We start from the raw sequence: 21,525 nt of genomic DNA, 5'->3' as shown, positions 1-21,525 counted from the left end.
CAGGAGGATATATGATTAATCGAGAAACTGAAACGCTGCTAAGCCGTGTGCAGAAACCCGGCCGCTATGTTGGCGGAGAACTGAACAGCGTTGTAAAAGATAAACAGAATATCGAAGTCCGGTTTGCTTTTTGCTTTCCCGACACATACGAGGTTGGAATGTCCCATTTGGGTATAAAGATTCTATATAGTCAGCTGAATACACGGGATTATTTATGGTGTGAACGTGTCTTCACGCCGTGGCTGGACATGGAAGAAGAACTGCGGAAAGCAAATTTGCCGCTGTATGCATTGGAAAGCGGTGACCCGGTAGGAGACTTTGACATCATCGGTTTCACCTTGCAGTATGAACTTTGCTATACAAATGTTTTAAATATGCTGGAGCTGGCGGGTGTACCACTCCTTTCCCGTGACCGAAAGGGACTCAAAAACCTTGTCGTGGCAGGTGGCCCCTGCGTCTGCAATGCGGAACCAATCGCCGATTTCGTTGACCTTTTCTTTTTGGGCGAAGGTGAAGGAGTTGACTTGGAAGTTTGTGATTTGTATCGGGAATGTAAAAAAGCGGGTGCTACAAAGGAAGAATTTCTGACCCGGGCAGCACAGATCCAGGGCATTTATGTACCGGCTTTTTATAAGGTAACATATCATGATGACGGTACCGTACAGGCAATTACGCCGAATCACGGCGCACCGGCGCGTGTGAAAAAGCGTCTGATGATGGACATGGACAACAGCTTTTATCCGGATAAATTTATTGTGCCTTATATCGATATTATCCATGACCGTGTTGTGGAAGAAGTTTTTCGCGGCTGTATCCGTGGATGCCGCTTTTGCCAGGCGGGATTCCTGTACCGCCCGGTTCGGGAAAAAAGTCCGGAAGTTGTGGACAGGCAGTGCCATGAGCTGTGTGAGAGTACCGGCTACGACGAGATTTCTCTTTCTTCATTGAGCACCAGTGATTATACACAAATCAATCCTCTGCTGGACCGTATGCTGACGTGGTCAAAAGACGAAAAGACCAGTATTTCTTTGCCTAGTCTGCGTGTGGATGGCTTTCAGCCGCAGGTTATGGATAAAATTAAAACTGTCCGGCGCAGCGGCCTTACCTTTGCGCCGGAGGCCGGTACGCAGCGCCTGCGCAACGTTATTAATAAAAACGTAACGGAAGAAGAACTGATGAAAACCGTCAATACCGCTTTTTCCGGCGGGTGGAGTACCATTAAGCTGTACTTTATGCTTGGTCTGCCAACGGAAACGATGGAGGATGTAGAAGGTATTGCTCAGCTGGCACAGAAAGTTGTGGATGCGTACTACGCAAATCCAGCGCGGCATAAGGGACGTGGAGTGAAGGTCACGGTCAGCGCCTCTGCTTTTATTCCCAAACCACATACGCCTTTTCAGTGGGAACCGCAGGATACCATGGAACAAATGGAAGAGAAGCAGCATCATATGCTGTGCGCAGTCAAGTCACATAAAATCAATCCGACCTGGCATGATGCTTCTACCAGTCTGATAGAAGCTGTTTTTGCACGCGGTGACCGTAGGCTGGGACCAGCACTGTTGGAGGCACATCGCTGCGGCTGCAAAATGGATGGCTGGGAAGCGGGCTTTTCCTTTGAAAGATGGCTGGATGTTTTCCGGCGGAGCGGAATTGACCCTGCCTTTTACGCCAACAGACGGCGCAGCTTTGATGAGGTTCTTCCATGGGACCATATGGACTATGGCATTAGCAAGGAATTTTTAATACGAGAGTGTAAGCGTGCATATGCCGCACAAACAACACCGAACTGTCGTGAGGCCTGCTCTCACTGCGGAGCAGCACAGTTTGGGGGAGGTATCTGCTATGAGAGAGATTAGAGTGTGGTTTTCTAAGACCGGTTCTGCCCGCTTTATTTCTCATTTGGATCTTATGCGCTGCATGACTCGTGCTGCCCGCCGGGCACATTTACCGCTGTGGTATACACAGGGGTTTAATTCCCGTGTCTATATGACATTTGCGCTGCCTTTAAGTCTTGGTGTTAGCGGGCTGCGGGAAAGTATGGACCTGCGTTTGGAACAGGATATGCCGGTTGAAGAAATAACGAAACGCATGAACAAAGTTTTGCCGCCGGACATTCGGGTACTGGACGTGACGGAACCGAAAATGAGGCCTGGCGAAATTGAATTTGCGTCCTATCAAATTTTTCTGCCGTCAAAAAAACCGCAGTCGCTTTCACAGGGCATCCAGGAACTGCTTCAAAGGCAGCCGCTTTTGGTTGATAAAAAATCCAAACATGGTGTTCTGCAGATGGACCTGCACCCGGAACTTAACCGTACACAGGTCAGCGCAACGCCAGAGGGTGTTTGTATTCATGCGGTCTTGCCGGCTGGCTGCAATTTTAATCTTAACCCGCATCTGCTTGTCAACTGTATTGAAACATATTTAAAAATCACTTTGAATGCACAAATTGTGCGTACAGATTTATACAATGCGGGAATGCAGCCGTTTATATAAAGCATTTAAGTATGTATTCCCTTATATGGGAATACATAGATTTTGTTTTCTGTGACAGACTAGTGTCACAGGAGGCGGAAGCATGAAAAAAGATTATTACAACCAGATTTTGTCGGGAGGGCAACCGGATTTTGGGCCTGATGAGGAAGAAGGGGATCGTCCCTCTGATACGGGGACCATTATTACCGGCTCTGGGCATCATAAAATTCAATGCCTGACGATTATTGGACAGATAGAGGGCCATACCATTCTGCCCAGCAACAGCAAAACGACTAAATATGAGCATGTTATCCCACAGCTGGTCGAAATTGAAGAGGACGAGAAGACAGAAGGACTGCTTATGCTGCTGAATACCGTCGGCGGCGATGTAGAGGCGGGCCTAGCTTTGGCAGAACTTGTTGCAAGTATGAAAAAGCCAACGGTTAGTTTGGTATTGGGCGGTGGACACAGCATTGGCGTTCCGCTTGCGGTGGCGGCGAAGCACAGCTTCATTGTGCCGAGCGCAACTATGACGATTCATCCAGTGCGGATGAGCGGCCTGTTGATTGGAGTACCACAGACTCTTGACTATTTTCAGCGGATGCAGGAGCGTATTACACGTTTTGTCGCCGCCAACAGCCGGATGTCAGAAAAACGATTTATGCAGTTGGCAATGAATACCAAAGAATTGGTCATGGATGTCGGAACTGTACTGGATGGTGAAGACGCTGTAGCAGAGGGACTGATTGATTCATTGGGCGGTTTGTCTGATGCAGTAGACTATCTGTACCATATGATTGACCGTAACCACAAAAAAGCGGCTGGAACAAAATCTTCTAAACCCTCCAAAAAAGCACATAAATCTTAATATTCGGCGCACTGCGCCGTACATTCGTACTGGTTGGAAATTGCTCTTTTAAAACATAAGGGGAATGTTAAATTGGCACAAAAGAAATCAAATCGTTCACGTTCTTCCGGAAGGCGAAAACCTTCTGGAAGAACGCCAACAAAGGCAAAGCAGCAGCGAACGGCAAGCCGTACACCGCCGCGTCAGCGCACACGCAGTCCGGCGCCGCCAGTTAATCGCCGTACACTGGAAACAGAACAACGTCAGTGCCAAATATCGGCGGTCCTGCTGTTTGCACTGGCAATTTTACTTGCCTGCATTGCGCTTGTTCCAGGGGTACATATTTGGTTGATGCTGCACCACCTGGTGCGGGGATTGTTTGGCGATTGCGCCTTCCTGTGGCCGATACTGCTGCTTTATGTGGCCTTTACTACGGCTTTTGAGCGACAGGGCAGTTTTATGAGCACAAAAGTTGGGCTGTCAGCAGTTTCCATTGTTTTGTTTAGCGCGGTTGTAACTGCTTTTTTACAGCCATCTAATGTTTCCATTTCACATGGATTTGGAGAAAAGCTGCTTAGCCTTTTCCTTTCCTGCAAAGACCATGGCGGAGCTGGTCTGGTCGGGGGATTGATTGGCATTCCTATGATTGCAGGGCTTGGCAAAACTGGCGCATGCATTTTACTGATACTGTTGCTCTTTGTTACGCTGATGCTGCTGACAGGGACGACACTTGCAAGATTGTGGCATGGAATTCAAAAGCCGGCAAAAGCAGTTAGTCAGGCAGTAGGAGCCGTACATGAAAATTATGTAGAATCCGTACAAATTAAAAATCGGAATCGAGATATTGACATTCCATTGGATAATGAAGGAATGCCAATGCACCCAGTACAGACGCCGCAGCCAAAAAAGAGCAGAATAGCACGGCCTCGTTTGCAGGATATCTTTGGGTCTAGCGAAAGCAAAGAAAAGAAAACTTTTTCCCGGCAGGTACCGCCTTCCGCTATTGTGGAAAAGCCAATTCGTGACGACCGTGTCCATAAGAATGAGCCAGAACAGGAACAGCATCAAGAACAGCCAGACAGTGGGTCAGCACAGGCAGCAGAAAAGTTTATGGAACATGTCAAAAAACAGGTGGAAACAGTTCAGCAAGAACAGAATCATCCGCCGGAGACTCGTCCAGAAAACGGGGAACAGCCAGCAGCAAAATCAGAGCCTGTGCAGGAGCAGCAGGGACAGGACGGCTATCAGCGACCGCCGGTTTCTATGCTGGAATCATCCCCAATGCCCGACAATTCTTCAATACAGCAGGAGCTGAGCACGAATGGACAGCAGTTGGTGCAGGTACTCAACAGCTTTGGCGTGTCTACAAAGATTGTTAATATTAGCCGTGGGCCTTCTGTTACCCGCTATGAATTGCAGCCGGCTGCAGGTGTCAAAATCAGTAAGATTACCGGTTTGGCCGATGATATTGCCATGAATTTGGCAGCGTCCGGCGTACGTATTGAGGCGCCTATTCCAGGAAAAGCAGCAGTTGGCATAGAAGTCCCAAATAAGAAAAAAAGCATCGTACGTATGCGTGACCTAGTGGAATCCAACGCATTCTTGATGGCAAAGGGCAAGCTGACTGTTTGTTTAGGACGCGATATTGCCGGAGACCCACAGGTAGCGGACCTTTCTAAAATGCCGCATTTGCTGATTGCTGGTACCACCGGTTCTGGCAAATCGGTTTGTTTGAATTCCTTTATCATCAGCCTGCTTTATAAATCTACACCAAAAGATGTTCGTTTTTTGATGATTGACCCGAAAGTGGTTGAGCTGTCCATTTATAATGGCATTCCGCAGCTTTTGGTTCCGGTTGTAACGGACCCGCGCAAAGCTGCCGGTGCCCTTGGCTGGGCTGTAACGGAAATGCTGAAACGCTACAAGCTTTTTGCAAAATACAATGTACGCGATCTGAAATCTTATAATAGACTGGCCGCCCAGCACGATTATGTGGCAGAGGACGGTACACCCGTTGAATATATGCCGCAGATTGTCGTCTTTATCGAAGAGCTGGCAGATTTAATGATGGCGGCTCCGAATGAGGTGGAAGATAGTATCTGCCGCCTAGCACAGATGGCGCGTGCTGCCGGAATGCATCTGGTTATTGCTACCCAGCGGCCTAGTGTGGATGTTGTAACTGGCTTAATCAAGGCCAATATTCCAAGCCGCATTGCGTTGGCGGTTTCGTCACAGGTGGACAGCCGGACAATACTGGACACAGGCGGAGCCGAAAAACTGCTCGGTAATGGCGACATGCTTTTTTCTCCGGTTGGTGCACAAAAGCCGGTCCGTATTCAGGGTGCCTTTGTTAGTGATAGTGAAATTGAAAGTATTGTAGAATTTATTAAGCAATCGCAGAATCCTGGATATGACCCGCAGATAGCAGAAGAGATTGAAAAGAATGCAGTGGCTGATAAAAAAGAAACATCATCATCCTCTTCTTCTGCACCAGATGTGGACCCCATGCTGGAAGATGCAGTGAAATGTGTGGTGGAAGCTGGGCAAGCCTCTACTTCTCTGCTTCAGCGCCGTCTGCGTTTAGGGTATGCGCGTGCGGGACGAATTGTTGATCAAATGGAAGAAATGGGGATTATCGGTCCACGTGAGGGAAGCAAACCGCGGAAGGTGCTTATCACTTATCAGCAGTGGCTGGAACGCAGTGCGACAAAGCCACCGGAAGAAACCACTGAAAATGGATAAAAAATGGAGGTAACTATGAAAACTGTTTCTATTGACCGTTTTGAAGGCAAGTATGCAGTCTGTGAGGATAAAGATGGAGGACTCTTTGGCATTGAATCAGCTGAACTGCCGGAAGGTGCCAAAGAGGGTACCGTGCTGCAAATAGATGATACAGAGGGTATACTGCAGATTGACCAGCAGGAAACAGATCGCCGCCGCAAACAAAATGCTCGTCTGCAAAATGATGTCTTTTCTAGATAGAATTGCATAATATTTCCATTCTATGTGCATACTCCTGATAAAGAAAAGGGGGTATTTCCGCATGAAGTGGAAACTTTGGGAACGCGCTGTTGTATTGGGGCTGATACTGTCATTTGCTTTTTCCTGCACATCGGCAGTTGCGGCAAGTGAGGGGATTCCCGGACGCGTTCTGCGCCTGCATGTTTTGGCAAACAGCGATTCTGCTTCAGATCAGGCGTTGAAATATAAAGTGCGCGACTGTATTCTGCGCAGCAGCGATGTGTGGTTTTCCGGGGTACGCACCCGCAGCCAGGCAGAACAGGCGGCGGAGCAGCATTTGGCGGAAATACAAAAGCAAGCCACAGAAGAGCTTCGGAAAAATGGTTCTTCTGCACCGGTCCGCGTGAGTTTGGAAGACACATGGTTTCCAACACGTCAGTATCAGGCGGTTACGTTTCCTGCGGGAACTTATCGTGCCTTGCGTGTGACAATTGGCAGCGGTGCCGGACATAATTGGTGGTGCGTATTGTTTCCTGCCCTGTGTCTGCCCTGCGCCGAGCCAAAACAGACACTGCAGGACGTGCTGACACAGCCGCAGGAAGATTTGACTGGCTGTCCCTATCAAATTAAATTTAAAACAGTTGAGCTTTATGAGCAACTAGAAAACCATCTAAAAAGCGGAAAATAAAGAGTCATTTTTGAAACAGCAGAAAACCTGTATTAGCGGCTTCTGCTGCTTTTATTTTAAAGGAGGCTAATAAAATATGCTGCACTTATTGCTGGGCAGAGCCGGAAGCGGAAAGACATTTTCCATTCGGGAACGCCTGCATAGCATGGCAAAAGGAGGACAGACACAGCTATTCCTGCTCGTCCCGGAGCAGGCTTCATTTGACAATGAACGTGCATTGCTGAAACTGCTTGGGCCAAAAGATGCACAGCGTGTACAGGTACTCAGCTTTTCCCGCCTGTGTGATGCGCTTGCAAGAAGTTACGGCGGCGGCGCCGGGCGGCGGCTGACGGACGGCGGCCGTGTCATTCTAATGAGTCAGGCATTAGAACAAATAAAAGATACACTTCAATTTTATCGGCGCAGTGCACAGGGAACCGAACTGATTCAAATGCTGTTGGATGCCAACGCTGAATTTAAGTCCTGCGGGATTTCCCCACGGGACCTGCATAATGCAGCGATACAATCGGACAAGTCTGTTCTTCGGCAGAAACTGGAAGAACTCTCACAAATTCTAGATTGCTATGAGGCACTAGTTGCACAAAGTTGGGTAGACCCACAGGACGATTTAACACGTGCGGCCGCATGCCTTGGAAAACATTCGTTCTTTCAAGGAGCAGATGTTTTTATTGATGAGTTTCAAAGTTTTACAAAGCAGCAGTATGGCGTTCTGCGTTTCGTGATGCGTCAGGCACAGGAGGTAACGGTATCCCTCTGTACCGATACATTGGAGGATTCGGAACATGGTATGGGACTGTTTTCGATTGTACGTCAAACGGCTTATAGCTTCATTAGATTGGCAAATGAAGAAAATGTACCGGTAGCTTCTCCGGAAAAGCTGCCGGCAGGTATCCGGTATTATTTTGATGATTTGCGGGAATTGGAAGCATATTTCTACCGTACAGAGAATATCCAGTCGGCGGTAACAGCAAAACATGTTACTTTATATGAGGCGGCGAACCCGTATGAAGAAGCCTCTTTTGTCGCTTCGGCAATTCGGCATCTTCTGATGAAGGGACAGTGTCGGGCAAGGGACATTGCGGTTGTTGCGCGGGATATGGACAGTTACCGGGATATTTTGGATACCGCATTGGATACTTATGAAATTCCCTATTTTATGGATGAGGCTCGTGACATTACACATGAACCACTCATGCGTTTTGTTCTGGCTGCATTCGCAGCTGTGCGGACAGGCTATGACAGTGAAACGATTTTCACTTATCTAAAAACGAATCTTACAGGAATTACACCGGATGTTACAGCTGTATTGGAAAATTACTGCTTTACATGGCAGATTAGCGGGAAAACCTGGCATCAGCCGTTTACACTGAACCCGGACGGCTTTACCGGAAGTTTTACACCAGATGAACAGAAACGGCTGGAGGGCCTTGAAAAAGCACGGCGACAAATCATAAATCCGCTGGAAGCGTTTGCAAAGGTCACTTTACATACAGATGGAGTTTCTATAGCAAAGGCAGTATATCAGCTGCTGCAGGATGCTGAAGTTCCCAAACATTTGAAAGAGCTGGCAGCTGCTTTGGAACAGGCCGGTTCACCGTCTTTGGCTGATGATACACTTCGTCTTTGGGATGTGCTGATGCAGGTACTGGACCAGTGTGCACTGGTTTTAGGGGAGCAGCCTATTGCCCGCAGCCGCTTTGAAGAACTGCTGCGGATGGTGATTTCTGACAGCCAAATAAGCAGCATTCCACAGGGACTGGACCAGGTCACGGTGGGCGCAGCAGACCGAATACGTATAGAGTCACCTAAGGTTGTATTCCTTTTAGATGCAGCGAAAGAAGATTTTCCAAAAGCACCTGGTACAGCAGGAGTGTTTAGTTTTGCAGAGCGTCTGTCACTGATTGATGGAGGTCTGCCGCTGAACGATACAATGGCTGGTGTAGACGTACAGGAACGCTTTTTAGCGTATGCAGCAGTCAGCGCTCCTTCCTGTCATTTGTACCTTTCCTGGCCTACAGTAGACACCGGAGGAAATACAAAATTGCCTTCTTCGATTGTTACAGAAACGCAGCGCATTTTGAAAAATGTTTCTGTGCAAACAGCATTCACGCTTCCAACAGCTTTTTTCTCCAGCAGCCGAAAAGCGGCATTTTCTCAGTTGGCCCGCAGCTGGGGACAAAAAGCAGATGAACAGGAAGCTACTTTGCAGGCATTGTTTTCACAGGAGCAGGATGCTCCTCAGCTGGCGGCGGTTAGGCGCGCAGCAGAACATACGCCGCTGTGCTTTGCAGAACAATCCCGTGCCAAAGAACTTTTTCACGCGGATATGCGTATTTCGGCTTCTCAGGCAGAAACCTATGCGAAATGTCCGTTCCAGTACTTTTGCCAGTATGGCCTGCAGGCCAAAGAACGTCGTACGGCGGAACTAGACCCAATGGAATACGGCAGCTTAATGCATGATTTATTGGAGCGGCTATTTTCCAGCTTTTGTGCGCAAGAATTGAAAGATATGCAGGAGGAAAAGTTAAATCAGTTGATTCTTTCTTTTATTTACGACTATGTAAATGAAAAAATGGGTATACATGCAGAAAATATTCCAAGGTTTCAGCATCTTCTATTCCGTGCGGCGCAGGCAGCTTTTGTTATTGCCAGACATGTGGCGGAGGAACTTTGCCAAAGCGAGTTTGTACCATCGGATTTTGAGCTTCCCATTGGTCCGCAGGGGGTGCCGGGAATCCATTTGGCACTCCCGGATGGCGGAAGTGTAGAGCTCATTGGTAAAGTGGACCGTGTGGACACGTGGGAAGAGGAAGGCCATACTTGGATTCGCGTCATTGACTACAAAACGGGGCAGAAACGGTTTGCGCTGTCCGATGTTCTGTACGGAATCGATATGCAAATGCTTTTATACCTTGCTGCACTGTGTAAAAATGGGAAAGAGAAATATAAAAATCCGATTCCCGCTGGTGTCCTGTACATGCCCGCTTCTGTATCTGCGGTGCTGGTGGAACGTACCGAGGAGCACAAACGGGACAAGCAGCAAAAGCAACTGTGTATGAATGGCCTAATATGCAGTGATACAAAAGTTATTAAGGCGATGGAACAAGGCGCTGGCGGCAAGTACATACCCGTTAAGCAAAATAAAAATGGGGACTACCGCAAAACAGATGCAATGGTTACTGAAAAAGAGCTAAACAGCATTCTGCGGTATACCGAAAAACAACTTCAGGAAATGGGCAGACAGCTGCACAGCGGAAATGTACAGGCCATGCCTTTAGAAGATGCCTGCCAATGGTGTCCCTATACTTCTGTATGCGGGCATGAAGAAAATGGCCCGGTCCGGGAAGAAACTGTGCAGAAACAAAATGAGATTTTGCAGCAGATTCATAAAGAAGAGGGGGAAAAAGATAGATGAGCGATAAAAAGTGGACTCTTGAACAGCAGGATGCAATTTCTGCCCGTGGTGGCCCTCTGTTGGTGTCTGCTGCGGCGGGTTCGGGGAAAACGGCTGTATTGGTAGAACGTGTAGTTAGCTTAATATTAGATTCCAGTCAGGGAATTGCTGCGGACCGGCTGTTGGTTGTTACGTTTACAAAAGCGGCCGCAGCAGAAATGAAGGACCGTATTGACCGGCGTCTGTCCTTGGAACTGCAGAAACATCCAAACAGTACTTTCCTGCAGCGACAGAAAATTTTGCTCTCTCATGCCCAAATCGGTACTATTGATAGCTTCTGCAAAGAATTGATACAGGAAAATTTCAGTCAGCTTGGTGTACCTGTAGATTTCCGTGTAGCGGACCAGAGTGAAATGGAAGTTTTGCAGGCACAAACTATGACGCAGGTATTGGACCGGTATTATGCGGCAGACGATGCGAATTTCCTGCAGATGGCAGACAGCATTTCCTCCAGCAAGAATGACAGGCAGCTAACAGAAGTTATCCAGACATTATATCAGTTTGCCCGCAGTCATCCGTTTTCGCGCCGCTGGCTGCAGGAAAAAGCAGATATGTACAGAGAAACAAATCCAGATAGAACAGAGTGGGGTAGCTCTGTTCGGAAATATGCAGAAGCAGCGCTTTCGTATAGTATGCAGATGACAGAACAATCGGCTGCCCTTTTAGATAAACTTGGGGAAACAGATAAGCTGCGGGAAGCACAGCGGCCAGTTTATGAAGAAGACTGGAGCATTTTGCAGTGTTTGCGGCAGACAGTGCAAAAAGGGGACTGGGATGCTGTTTATCAGCAGATCCATTCAGTGAGCTGGGAACGGATGCCTTCTGTACGGGGTTATCAAGAAAGTTCATATAAATTAAAAGCAGATGCCAACCGTAAAGAAGTTAAAAAAACAGTAGAACAATTAAAACATCTCTTTTGCTGTAAAAAGGAAGAGTGCCGCGAAGATTTTGAGCGTTTGCTGCCCGTTGTCAGCAAGCTGGTTTCTGTTACCGAAACCTTTAGTGACCAACTGAATACGGTTAAGAAGGAGAAAAAAATATTAGATTTCAGTGACTTGGAACATTTGGCACTGCAGCTATTAGTACAGGAAACACCAGATGGCTGGAAACGTACGCCGGAAGCAGATAGCCTGTCACAGCGGTATGACGAAGTATTGGTTGACGAATATCAGGATACGAATGAACTTCAGGACTTGCTTTTTCGGGCTATTTCTCAGGAAGAGAAAAATTTATTTATGGTTGGCGACGTGAAACAGAGCATATATGGGTTTCGTCAGGCAGAAGCTGGGTTGTTTTTGGAAAGGCGCAGTCATGCTGAAATTTATTGTAGGGAAGCTCCCACATTTCCTTCCTGCATAACACTGGGGAAAAATTTTCGCAGCCGTGTAGGTATCATTGCGTTTGTCAATTTCCTTTTCCGTCAGCTGATGAGCAAAAATGCCGGAGGGCTGGAATATGCAGGCCCTGATGAATTGCTGTATGGTGGTTCTTATCCAGAAAGCCCTGTCCCAGATGCTGAGCTGGACGTATTAGAGTGCAGTACAGACGATGGGGACTTAGACCAGATAGAAGCGGAAAGCCGCCGCATAGCGGAGTATATAACGAATTTTCTTGAAAATGGAACGGTTCAGGAGAATGGCAGACGGCGTAAAGGACAGCTTCGGGACGTTTGTATCCTTTTGCGCAGTGCCAAAAAGTATGCACCACAATATGCGCGTATACTCAGCTCTTTTGGGGTACCGACATGGGCCAGTTCAGAAAATGGATTTTTTGAAACATCAGAAATACGTACGGCGCTTTCTTTTCTGCGCACAGCGGACAATCCACTTTTGGATATTCCGTTGCTAGCGGTCCTTGCGAGTCCGGTATATGGCTTTACGCCAGATGAACTTGCAAGTATACGGATGGAAAAGAAGAAAGGACCTGTTTATCTTGCTGTTCGTAAAAAAGCCGCAGCAGGAAATACACGCTGCCAGAATTTTTTGGAAGATTTGCAGGTTTACAGGGCACAGGCAGCCACATTGCCGGCGGACCGCTTCCTGCTGTTTTTCTTACAAAAAAGCGGCTATCAGGATTTAGTGTTAGCAATGGACCATGGCGAAACACGTCTTGCTAATTTACACCTTTTGATAGAATATGCCAGGAAGTATGAACAAAGCAGTGCAGGCGGTCTTTCCGGATTTATACATCTCATTGACCGCATGCAGCGGGAGGGTAGTGATTTAAGTGCAGCCAGCCCCGTTGCGGAAAGTGCAGATGTTGTACATATTATGAGCATTCATCACAGCAAAGGGCTGGAATTTCCTGTTGTTATTCTGGCAGGATGCAGCCGACGATTCCATCAGGAAACTAACAAAGTGTGTCTGAATGCAAAGCTTGGTTTTGGTTTGCAGTTGCAGGATGAAGAAAGCGGATGCCGTTATACAACTTTGCCGCATGAAGCTGTTTCACTGGAACAGAGATGCGATGGCATGAGCGAAGAACTGCGAGTTTTGTATGTTGCTGTTACGCGTGCAAAAGAAAGACTTTTGATTCTTTGCTCTGGGTCAAATGTCGAGAAAAAGCTTACTTCATGTGCTTCCAAATTAGGAAAGGAAGAAAAACTTCCTGCCTTTCTTGTACAGAAAGCGGGGAGCACTGCAGATTGGATTTTACTATGTGCTTTGCGTCATCCGAATGCCGGGGCTTTGCGAAAAGCGGCAGATGCAGTGGATTTGCCGATTGTTCCGTGCAGCCAAAAATGCCATTTCAAGATTGTTTCATTTTCCGGTCCTTTGCAGCAGACTGATGGAACGGAAAAAACAGAGCAGAATGTTTCTCCGAACCCAGAACTATACGAAAAATTGAAGAAGGAAACGGAATACATCTATCCGTATTTACGGCTGGGACAGGTACGTGCAAAAACCGCGGCCAGCGAAATCGCCGCGGCGCCGTTTGAACGGAAATACGCAGCTATGAGCAGGCCGGCTTTTTTGGGGAAGGGCGGCTTAACGCCGGCTGAGCGCGGCACGGCACTGCACGCCTATATGCAATATGTAGATTATAAAACAGCTGCTTCTAATCCGGAAGCAGAGCTGGAACGGCTGTATAAGGAAGCGTACCTGACAAAAGAACAGGCAGATGCAGTGGATATCAATAAAATCAAGCATTTTTTTGCGTCACCGCTGGCAAAACGAATTTTAAACAGCAAAAAAGTTTTGCGGGAATATCGTTTTACAATTGAGATACCAGCATCACGGCTGGATATTTCTTTGCCGCCAGACATGGGACAGGAGCCTGTTGTTGTACAGGGCGCAATAGATTGTGCATTTGAAGAAGCAGACGGGCTGGTACTGTTGGATTATAAAACCGACAGAGAAAAAAATCCGGACAAACTGCGTGACCGCTACCAGGTACAGCTGATGCTCTATAAAGAGGCACTGACACAATGTACAGGAATGCCTGTAAAAGAATGTCTTTTGTATACCTTTTCTTTGGGGAAGACGATTATTTTGTCTGATACATAAGAAATAGTTTGTACTGCGTCAGCAAAAAAGGACTTGCGTCAAAACATAGCTTGTGATATACTATATAGGCATTTGAAGTCCGCCGCTCCCGGCGGGAGTCAATGCCCGATTATATGTGACATTGAAGCGGGCAGTCCTCTGCTTACCCTAAAAAGGAAGCATGAATGCCTGAAACAGGAGGAAAAATCATGAACGCATTACAGTTAATTGCACAGGACTCTGTAAAAGAAGACAAGCCTCAGCTGGAAGTCGGCGACACCATCCGTGTAAGTGTTAACATCCGTGAAGGTGACCACGAAAGAATCCAGGCATTTGAGGGTACTGTCATTGCCCGCCGCGGTTCGGGTGTCAGCGAAACATTCACGGTACGCAGAGTTTCCTATGGTGTTGGCGTGGAGCGTGTTTTCCCGTTCCATTCTCCGAACGTCAAAAAAGTAGAAGTTATCCGCAAAGGCCACACTCGCCGCGCAAAGCTCTATTATCTGCGTGACCGTGTGGGCAAAGCTGCTAAACTGCGTGAAGTTGTTAAATAAAAGAAAAGCTGTGAATAGGCCGAAAAAGGGACATGAATGTGTCCCTTTTTTTAATATTCATCCTCATCATGTACCAGGCATAGAAGATTTATGAATTTGGCTTTGGAGGATAATTTCATGCAGATACGCAGTAACAAGGTTGGTTCGGCCCATCACAGCAAAGTACAGTCATGCTATGAGTGGGCTGATGCGCTGTTTATTGCGGTTGTCATATTGGTTTTGGCTTTTTCATTTTGTTTGCGGATTGTCAGTGTCAGTGGACCGTCTATGCAGCCAAATCTGTTTTCCAGTGATAAAGTTTTGCTTACTTATTTTGGAACATCACTGCAGTGCGGGGATGTTATTGTAATAGAACATACGAACAGCAGAGAACCTATCATTAAGAGAGTAGTTGCTACAGGTGGACAGACTGTTGACATCCATGCGGGAATAGTATCCGTTAATGGCCAAGCACTGGATGAAAGTGCTTATCTGGTAAAAGGTATAAAGACAGAGCAGGAAGGAACAAATGTTCATTATCCGCTGACCGTACCGGAGGGCAAGATCTTTGTTTTGGGAGATAACCGTTCTATTTCATTGGACAGCCGCAGCAGTGAAATTGGACTGATTGATCAGAAAGATATTTTGGGAAAAGCGCAGCTGGTTCTTTTCCCATTTTCACATTTTGGAAAGATTAAAGGGTGAAACATGAGCGAAGCACAATCTATACAGTGGTTTCCGGGTCATATGGCCCGTGCCAAAAAGCAAATTGAAAAATCCTTAAAACAGGTAGATGCTGTTGCTGAAATTGCGGATGCGCGGATTCCTGTCAGCAGCCGAAATCCAATCCTTGAACACATTATTCAGGGAAAGCCGCGAATCATTTTATTGAACAAACGGGATATGGCAGACCCAACTGCTACAAAACAATGGGTTTCTTTTTATCAACAAAAGAATATAGAAGCGGTAGATATCGACTGCAAGAGTGGAAAGGGGCTGGGTGCTTTTCAGCCCGCTGTGCGCAAAGTGCTGGCACCACAGATAGCTTCCTGGAAGCAGAAAGGCATGACGGGACGTACGATTCGTGTGATGGTTATTGGTATTCCAAACGTTGGAAAATCATCTTTTATCAATCGCCTTTCACATGGCAGTCATGCTGCAGTAGAGAATCGGCCAGGTGTCACTCGCTCGAATCAGTGGTTTTCGATTGGAAAGGGATTCGATTTGCTGGATACGCCCGGCGTACTATGGCCAAAAATTGAGGACAAAATGGTAGGCGAACACCTTGCGTTTACGGGTGCTGTGAAAGACGATATTCTCGATTTAGAGGACCTTGCATCGCGCCTTCTGGAACTGCTCTGCCGTTTATACCCGAATGCTGTACGTAGCCGCTACAAACTTGGAGAAACAGATTTTTCCGGTATGGAAGGTTGGCAGATTTTGCAGCTGGTTGGAAAGAAACGTGGTATGCTGGTTTCCGGCGGCGAGATTGACACAGAGCGTACTTCTAAAATGCTGCTGGATGAATTTCGTGCAGGTAAGATTGGACGCATTACGTTGGAACAGGCGGGGGGCGTACAATGACCAAACAGAATGAGCCTGTGGATTGGCTTTTGTATGAACGTGCTTATCTGCGGAAAGGGTATTCTGTTATCTGTGGGGTAGATGAAGCGGGACGCGGCCCACTGGCAGGTCCGGTTTTTGCTGGTGCGGTTATCTTACCGGAAGGGTGTGTTATAGACGGCGTCAATGACTCTAAAAAGCTGTCTCCGAAAAAAAGAGAAGCGCTGTATTCTTTGATTACCGAAAAAGCGGTTTCGTGGGGTGTCGGTTTTGCGACAGAAAAGGAAATTGACCAGATTAACATTTTACAAGCTACTTTTTTAGCAATGCGCCGTGCGGTACAAAAATTAACACCGCTGCCGCAGATGGCTTTGGTGGATGGCAATCAGATGCCACCACTTGGCATACCGGTTCAAACGATTGTAAAGGGAGACGGCTGCTGCGAAAGCATAGCGGCAGCATCTATCCTTGCAAAAGTTAGCAGGGACCGCTTAATGATTCAACTGGACGAAATGTACCCGCAATATGGGTTTGCAAAACATAAAGGATATGGAACAGTCCAGCATCGCCGTGCTTTATTGGAATATGGTCCATGTCCCATTCATAGAAAAACTTTTTTAAAAAAGATATTAGGAGAAGCGCATGCATAGGACTGGTGCAGTTGGGGAGGATTTTGCAGCTGCCTATCTGCAGCGAAAGCATTGCCGCATTGAGGCGCGGAACTATCATTCCAGATATGGGGAAATTGATGTGATTGCTTCCAATGAAATACATCTTATTTTTTTAGAAGTCAAAACCCGTTCAGCAAATGCAATGGTTTCTCCGCTGGCGGCGGTTACCCCACAGAAACAGCGCAGAATTTTCAAGACAGCGCAGACATATTTGATGCATTTTCCTACGCAGTTGCAGCCTCGTTTTGATGTTATGGGGATTACAGTAGGGAAGGATGGACTTACTGTACTGCAATATCAGTATTTGAAGAATGCGTTTACTGCAGATGGCATTTCTTAAGTTAAATCGGAAAAGCTTTTTGACAACAGCTGAAAAATATACTAAAATGATAACGCAATAAACCACCGGCCGGTTTCGCCATATTTGCATCCAGAAAGTGGGGGCTATTCTTTTATGCAGTATTTATCAACCCGTGATTTCGGGAAAAAGGTTTCTGCCGCTCAGGCGATTGCGCAAGGCATTTGTCAGGACGGAGGTCTGTTTGTTCCACAGGAGATTCCAAAATTAAGCAGCCACGATTTGGAGCAAATGCAGAAGTGCAGCTATGTGGAACGTGCCCAGAAAGTGCTGTCCCTCTTTTTAACAGATTTTTCAGAAAAAGAAATTGCAGACTGTGTACAGGCTGCCTATACGGAAAAAAAATTTCCGGGTGGACCTGCACAACTGTCAGCTCTGCAGGAACAGGATTGCAGCATGTATCTGCTGGAGCTCTGGCATGGCCCGACCTGTGCCTTTAAGGATATGGCTCTGCAGGTTTTGCCACATCTTTTGACAAAAAGCTGTCAGAAAATACACACCGATAAAACGGCAGTCATTTTGGTAGCAACATCAGGGGATACCGGAAAGGCTGCACTGGAAGGCTTTAAGGATGTGCCAGGGACGAAAATCCTTGTATTTTACCCGCAGAACGGCGTCAGCCCCATGCAGAAACGCCAAATGGTTACACAGGAAGGCGAAAATGTTGCTGTTTGTGCAATAGAAGGTAACTTCGATGATGCACAGACAGGTGTGAAAAAGATTTTTATCAATACTGATATGTGCCAAAAACTAGCGAAAAATGGAATGATGTTTTCCAGCGCCAATTCTATTAACCTGGGTCGGCTCTTACCACAGATTATTTATTACATTTCAGCATACTGTGACCTCATGGTGAATGGCAAGATTCAAGATAGGCAGGAAGTTAATGTGGCTGTTCCCACAGGAAACTTCGGGAATATTTTGGCCGCTTATTACGCCAAACAGATGGGCCTGCCAATTAAAAAATTGATTTGTGCCAGTAATGCCAACAATGTTTTGACAGAATTTCTGCGGACAGGCTGCTATAATCGCAACCGCGCATTCTATACGACTATTTCTCCGTCTATGGATATTCTTATTTCCAGCAATTTGGAACGCATGCTCAGTACTTTAACCGGTTCTGACGAACAGGTGAAGAACTGGATGCAGGAACTGTCACAGACCGGGACTTATCAGGTAAATGATGACGTCATGCAGAAGCTGAAAAATATTTTTTGGGCTGGATTTTGTGATGATCAAAAGACGAAAGAAGAAATCCACACTTTGTATCAGGAGGAGAACTACCTCTGTGATCCGCATACCGCAGTTGCAGTAAATGTATATAAGCAGTATGTTTCCAAAACAGGAGATGCCAGTACGCCGACAATCATTGCTTCTACAGCCAGCCCGTACAAATTTGCTGACAGTGTGCTGCAGGCCATTGGGGGCAGTGCGGCATCTGACGATGACTTTGCTAAGATACAGGAACTGGCTACTGTTACGGGAACACCGATTCCGCAGCCTATCCAGGCGCTGCGGAGCAAAACGGTCCGTTTTGCAAATTGCTGCAGACCGGATGAGATGTTTTCCAAGACACTGAAACTGATCGGGGCTGACTCGTGAATTTTAAAACCGGTCCGTTTTGCAGAAGGGACTAGAAGAGATGGCATTATATGCAATATCAGATTTGCATCTGTCATTTGGAACAGACAAGCCAATGGACGTTTTCCCAGGATGGGATAATTATACAGAACGACTTGAAAAGAATTGGGAAGCTGTGGTAAAGCCAGAAGATACAGTCGTTATCGCGGGAGACATCAGTTGGGCGATGAAACTGGAAGAGGCACAGGCAGACTTCAGTTATATTGACCGCCTTCCTGGACATAAACTGATTTTAAAAGGAAACCATGACCTGTGGTGGTCCACCCGTTCTAAACTGGAAAACTTTTTCACCGCATGTGGCTTTTCAACAATTTCCATCATACATAATTCAGCAGTAAGAGTTGGAGCACTGGCCGTTTGCGGCAGCCGCGGGTGGCTGTACAATCCTCAGACAGCACAGGATATGAAAATCGTTAACCGGGAAGTTGGCCGGTTAGAAGCATCTTTACAGGCGGGTGAAAAGCTTGGCGGTATTCCGGTCGCCTTTTTGCACTATCCGCCGGTTTATGATAATGCCTGCTGTGATGAAATTTTCGAGGTACTAAAAAAGCATAATGTTTCAGACTGCTACTTTGGCCATATCCATGGGAGTCAGGCTGCCAAACGTGCTGTTATTGGAGAATACCGCGGCATTCGTATGCACTTGATTTCATGTGACTACCTTTCTTTCTGCCCGCTGTTGGTGCGTGAGTAAGGCAGAATGTTACGCATTTTTAAATTCTTGTCAGTTTTTATGGAAAATCAACTATAAGTATGTTATACTGTTAAACGATAATTTGCAATTTTGCAGGAGGAAATCAATATGAGTCTGAAATCATCCAAGAAGGTCGATACAAATCGCTGGCAGTTAGAGGTTGCTGTTGATGCCTCAACTTTTAATGCCGCTGTCGACCATGCCTATAAAAAGCAGAAGAACCGCATTGCCGTTCCCGGCTTCCGCAAAGGCAAAGCACCGCGTTCTGTTGTTGAAAAGCTTTACGGCCCCAATATCTTTTACGAAGGTGCTGTAAATGAAGTGTATCCGGACGCTCTGGACGCAGCTGTGAAAGAAGCTAAGCTGGATATGATTCAGGACAAAATCGACTTTGACGTTGTTTCGGTCGATGAGAAAGACGGTTTGGTTTTTAAGGCCACCATTACGGTCAAGCCGGAAGTAACAATTGATGGGTATAAGGGAATTAAAGTTACCAAAAAATCCGAAAAAGTTATGGCCGATGAAGTAAATGCAGAGCTGAAAAAGGTTCAGGAACGCGATGCCCGTATGGTTACGGTTGATGACCGTCCTGCAGCAAAAGACGACATTGTTGATATTGACTTTGACGGTTCCGTTGACGGCAAATCTTTCGAAGGCGGAAAAGCCGATAACTTCTCTCTGACTTTGGGTTCCGGTCAGTTTATTCCGGGATTTGAAGACCAGATTATCGGTAAAAATACCGGCGATGAGTTCGATGTCAATGTTACTTTCCCGCAGGATTATCATGCTGAAGACTTGAAGGGTAAAGAAGCAGTCTTTAAAGTTAAAATTCATGAGATTAAAGTCCGTGAACTTCCGGAACTCGATGATGAATTTGCAAAAGATGTCAGCGAATTCGATACTCTGAAGGAATACAAAGCAGATGTTAAGAAGCATCTGGAGGCTGATAAGAAAGAGGCCGTTCGGGATGATATGGATAACCAACTGATTGATTCTTTGGTTGCTTCCCTAAAGGGCGAAATTCCGGCTGTCATGTACGCAAATAAGGCAAACGATGATATTCGTGACTTCAGCTATCGTCTGCAGAGCCAGGGACTGGATATTCGGACATACATGAAATACACGGGCATGGATCAGGAAAAATTGCGGAAAGCTTTTGAGCCGCAGGCTGAGCGTCAGGTTAAGGTTCGCTTGGCATTAGAGAAGATTGCAGAACAGGAAAAACTGGTTGCTTCTGATGAAGATATCGAAAAAGAATACAGGAAGATGGCTGACCAGTACAAGACAGACGTGGATAAGATTAAGGCAGTGGTAGAAAAAGAAGCACTGGCCTCCGATTTGGCTGTCGAAAAAGCAATCGATTTTGTGCGTGACCAGGCTGATGTAATGGATGCGCCGGCAGAGAAGAAAAAGAAATCCACAAAGGCAACTGCAGCAAAAAAGACAAAAGCCACAAAAAGCTCTGCAACAAAAAAAGCAGCAGACAAAAAGGACAGCGCTGAATAAGTTTATCCTGTAAGACCAATACTGCTTTTTGTGTGCAGTTCTATGGGAGGGTTTATCGTGAGCAATTTAGTTCCTTATGTTGTTGAACAAACAAACCGCGGAGAACGGCAGTATGATATTTTTTCCAGACTGCTGAATGACCGTATTATTATGCTGAATGAAGAAGTAACCGATGCAACGGCAAGCTTGGTGGTAGCGCAGCTCTTGTTTTTGGAAGGAGAGGACCCTTCAAAAGATATCAGCTTATACATTAACAGTCCTGGTGGCTCTGTAACCGCTGGAATGGCCATTTATGATACTATGCAGTATGTTAAGTGCGATGTTTCTACAATCTGCCTTGGATTGGCAGCAAGCATGGGCTCTTTTCTACTGTCTGCTGGTACCAAAGGGAAACGCTATTCCCTGCCGAACACAGATATTTTAATTCATCAGCCCAGTGCCGGTATGCAACAGTCACAGGTGTCTGATATTATGATTCATGCTAACTATTTGGAAAGCAAGAAAAAGTTGCTTAACCAGCTCCTGGCTAAGAATACGGGACAGCCGCTGGAAGTCATTGAACGGGATACTGACCGGGATAACTTTATGACACCCGAAGAAGCCTGTGAATATGGGCTGATTGATAAAGTTATTACACAAAGATAAGCAGGTG

The 21,525-nt window shown here is 46.5% G+C and carries 17 protein-coding genes; all 17 read left to right on the top strand.

The window, feature by feature from the left end:
- Nucleotides 1-11: 11 nt before the first annotated feature.
- The 17 genes from GJQ69_RS05540 to GJQ69_RS05460 all read left to right on the top strand — a co-directional run bounded on the left by GJQ69_RS05540 (nucleotide 12) and on the right by GJQ69_RS05460 (nucleotide 21,518).
- Nucleotides 12-1,856, top strand: coding sequence for a TIGR03960 family B12-binding radical SAM protein (locus tag GJQ69_RS05540; protein WP_174193208.1), 1,845 nt, complete (start codon nucleotides 12-14; stop codon nucleotides 1,854-1,856).
- On the top strand, nucleotides 1,843-2,493 hold the full coding sequence (locus tag GJQ69_RS05535; protein WP_157658927.1) for a TIGR03936 family radical SAM-associated protein: 651 nt from the start codon (nucleotides 1,843-1,845) through the stop codon (nucleotides 2,491-2,493). The genes GJQ69_RS05540 and GJQ69_RS05535 overlap by 14 nt, the downstream gene beginning before the upstream one ends.
- A gap of 82 nt (nucleotides 2,494-2,575) precedes the next feature.
- The gene (locus tag GJQ69_RS05530) at nucleotides 2,576-3,340 is read left to right on the top strand and encodes a ClpP family protease (RefSeq protein WP_086035686.1); all 765 of its coding nucleotides are present in this window, start codon (nucleotides 2,576-2,578) and stop codon (nucleotides 3,338-3,340) included.
- A gap of 72 nt (nucleotides 3,341-3,412) precedes the next feature.
- Nucleotides 3,413-6,061: an FtsK/SpoIIIE family DNA translocase gene (locus tag GJQ69_RS05525; RefSeq protein ID WP_236849652.1), complete on the top strand. Its 2,649-nt coding sequence runs from the start codon at nucleotides 3,413-3,415 to the stop codon at nucleotides 6,059-6,061.
- Between the two features lie 15 nt (nucleotides 6,062-6,076).
- On the top strand, nucleotides 6,077-6,301 hold the full coding sequence (locus GJQ69_RS05520; RefSeq protein ID WP_086035687.1) for a DUF3006 domain-containing protein: 225 nt from the start codon (nucleotides 6,077-6,079) through the stop codon (nucleotides 6,299-6,301).
- 61 nt (nucleotides 6,302-6,362) lie between these two features.
- Nucleotides 6,363-6,968 carry a stage II sporulation protein R gene (locus GJQ69_RS05515; protein ID WP_157658928.1) on the top strand — a complete coding sequence of 202 codons (606 nt, stop codon included), beginning with the start codon at nucleotides 6,363-6,365 and terminating at the stop codon, nucleotides 6,966-6,968.
- A 76-nt stretch (nucleotides 6,969-7,044) separates the two neighbouring features.
- Entirely contained in the window at nucleotides 7,045-10,383 is a 3,339-nt protein-coding gene (locus GJQ69_RS05510) for a PD-(D/E)XK nuclease family protein (protein WP_086035689.1), read from the top strand.
- Nucleotides 10,380-13,928, top strand: a complete 3,549-nt coding sequence (addA, locus tag GJQ69_RS05505) for a helicase-exonuclease AddAB subunit AddA (protein ID WP_174193206.1) — start codon at nucleotides 10,380-10,382, stop codon at nucleotides 13,926-13,928. Before GJQ69_RS05510 ends, addA begins: the two co-directional genes overlap by 4 nt.
- 188 nt (nucleotides 13,929-14,116) lie before the next feature.
- Nucleotides 14,117-14,461 carry a 50S ribosomal protein L19 gene (rplS, locus tag GJQ69_RS05500; protein WP_086035691.1) on the top strand — a complete coding sequence of 115 codons (345 nt, stop codon included), beginning with the start codon at nucleotides 14,117-14,119 and terminating at the stop codon, nucleotides 14,459-14,461.
- Nucleotides 14,462-14,578: 117 nt separating this feature from the next.
- Complete coding sequence (lepB, locus tag GJQ69_RS05495; protein WP_174193204.1) at nucleotides 14,579-15,145, top strand: signal peptidase I; 567 nt, start codon at nucleotides 14,579-14,581, stop codon at nucleotides 15,143-15,145.
- A 3-nt stretch (nucleotides 15,146-15,148) separates the two neighbouring features.
- Nucleotides 15,149-16,024: a ribosome biogenesis GTPase YlqF gene (gene ylqF, locus GJQ69_RS05490; protein ID WP_086035693.1), complete on the top strand. Its 876-nt coding sequence runs from the start codon at nucleotides 15,149-15,151 to the stop codon at nucleotides 16,022-16,024.
- Nucleotides 16,021-16,653: a ribonuclease HII gene (locus GJQ69_RS05485; RefSeq protein WP_086035694.1), complete on the top strand. Its 633-nt coding sequence runs from the start codon at nucleotides 16,021-16,023 to the stop codon at nucleotides 16,651-16,653. Before ylqF ends, GJQ69_RS05485 begins: the two co-directional genes overlap by 4 nt.
- Nucleotides 16,646-17,014, top strand: coding sequence for a YraN family protein (locus GJQ69_RS05480; protein WP_086035695.1), 369 nt, complete (start codon nucleotides 16,646-16,648; stop codon nucleotides 17,012-17,014). The genes GJQ69_RS05485 and GJQ69_RS05480 overlap by 8 nt, the downstream gene beginning before the upstream one ends.
- Before the next feature lie 114 nt (nucleotides 17,015-17,128).
- Nucleotides 17,129-18,634, top strand: a complete 1,506-nt coding sequence (gene thrC, locus GJQ69_RS05475; protein ID WP_086035696.1) for a threonine synthase — start codon at nucleotides 17,129-17,131, stop codon at nucleotides 18,632-18,634.
- A 40-nt stretch (nucleotides 18,635-18,674) separates the two neighbouring features.
- Nucleotides 18,675-19,367 (top strand): metallophosphoesterase, encoded by a 693-nt coding sequence (locus tag GJQ69_RS05470; RefSeq protein WP_086035697.1) that lies wholly within the window; start codon nucleotides 18,675-18,677, stop codon nucleotides 19,365-19,367.
- 108 nt (nucleotides 19,368-19,475) lie between these two features.
- Entirely contained in the window at nucleotides 19,476-20,873 is a 1,398-nt protein-coding gene (gene tig, locus GJQ69_RS05465) for a trigger factor (RefSeq protein WP_174193202.1), read from the top strand.
- Between the two features lie 57 nt (nucleotides 20,874-20,930).
- A complete protein-coding gene (locus tag GJQ69_RS05460; protein ID WP_236849651.1) occupies nucleotides 20,931-21,518 on the top strand; it encodes an ATP-dependent Clp protease proteolytic subunit in 588 nt (195 codons plus the stop codon).
- Nucleotides 21,519-21,525: the final 7 nt, after the last annotated feature.

Source organism: Caproicibacterium lactatifermentans (genome assembly GCF_013315815.1).
In the GTDB taxonomy this organism is placed as follows: domain Bacteria; phylum Bacillota; class Clostridia; order Oscillospirales; family Acutalibacteraceae; genus Caproicibacterium; species Caproicibacterium lactatifermentans.
The sequence above is the reverse complement of the archived record's forward strand: the minus strand, read 5'-3'. Positions and strand labels throughout refer to the sequence as shown.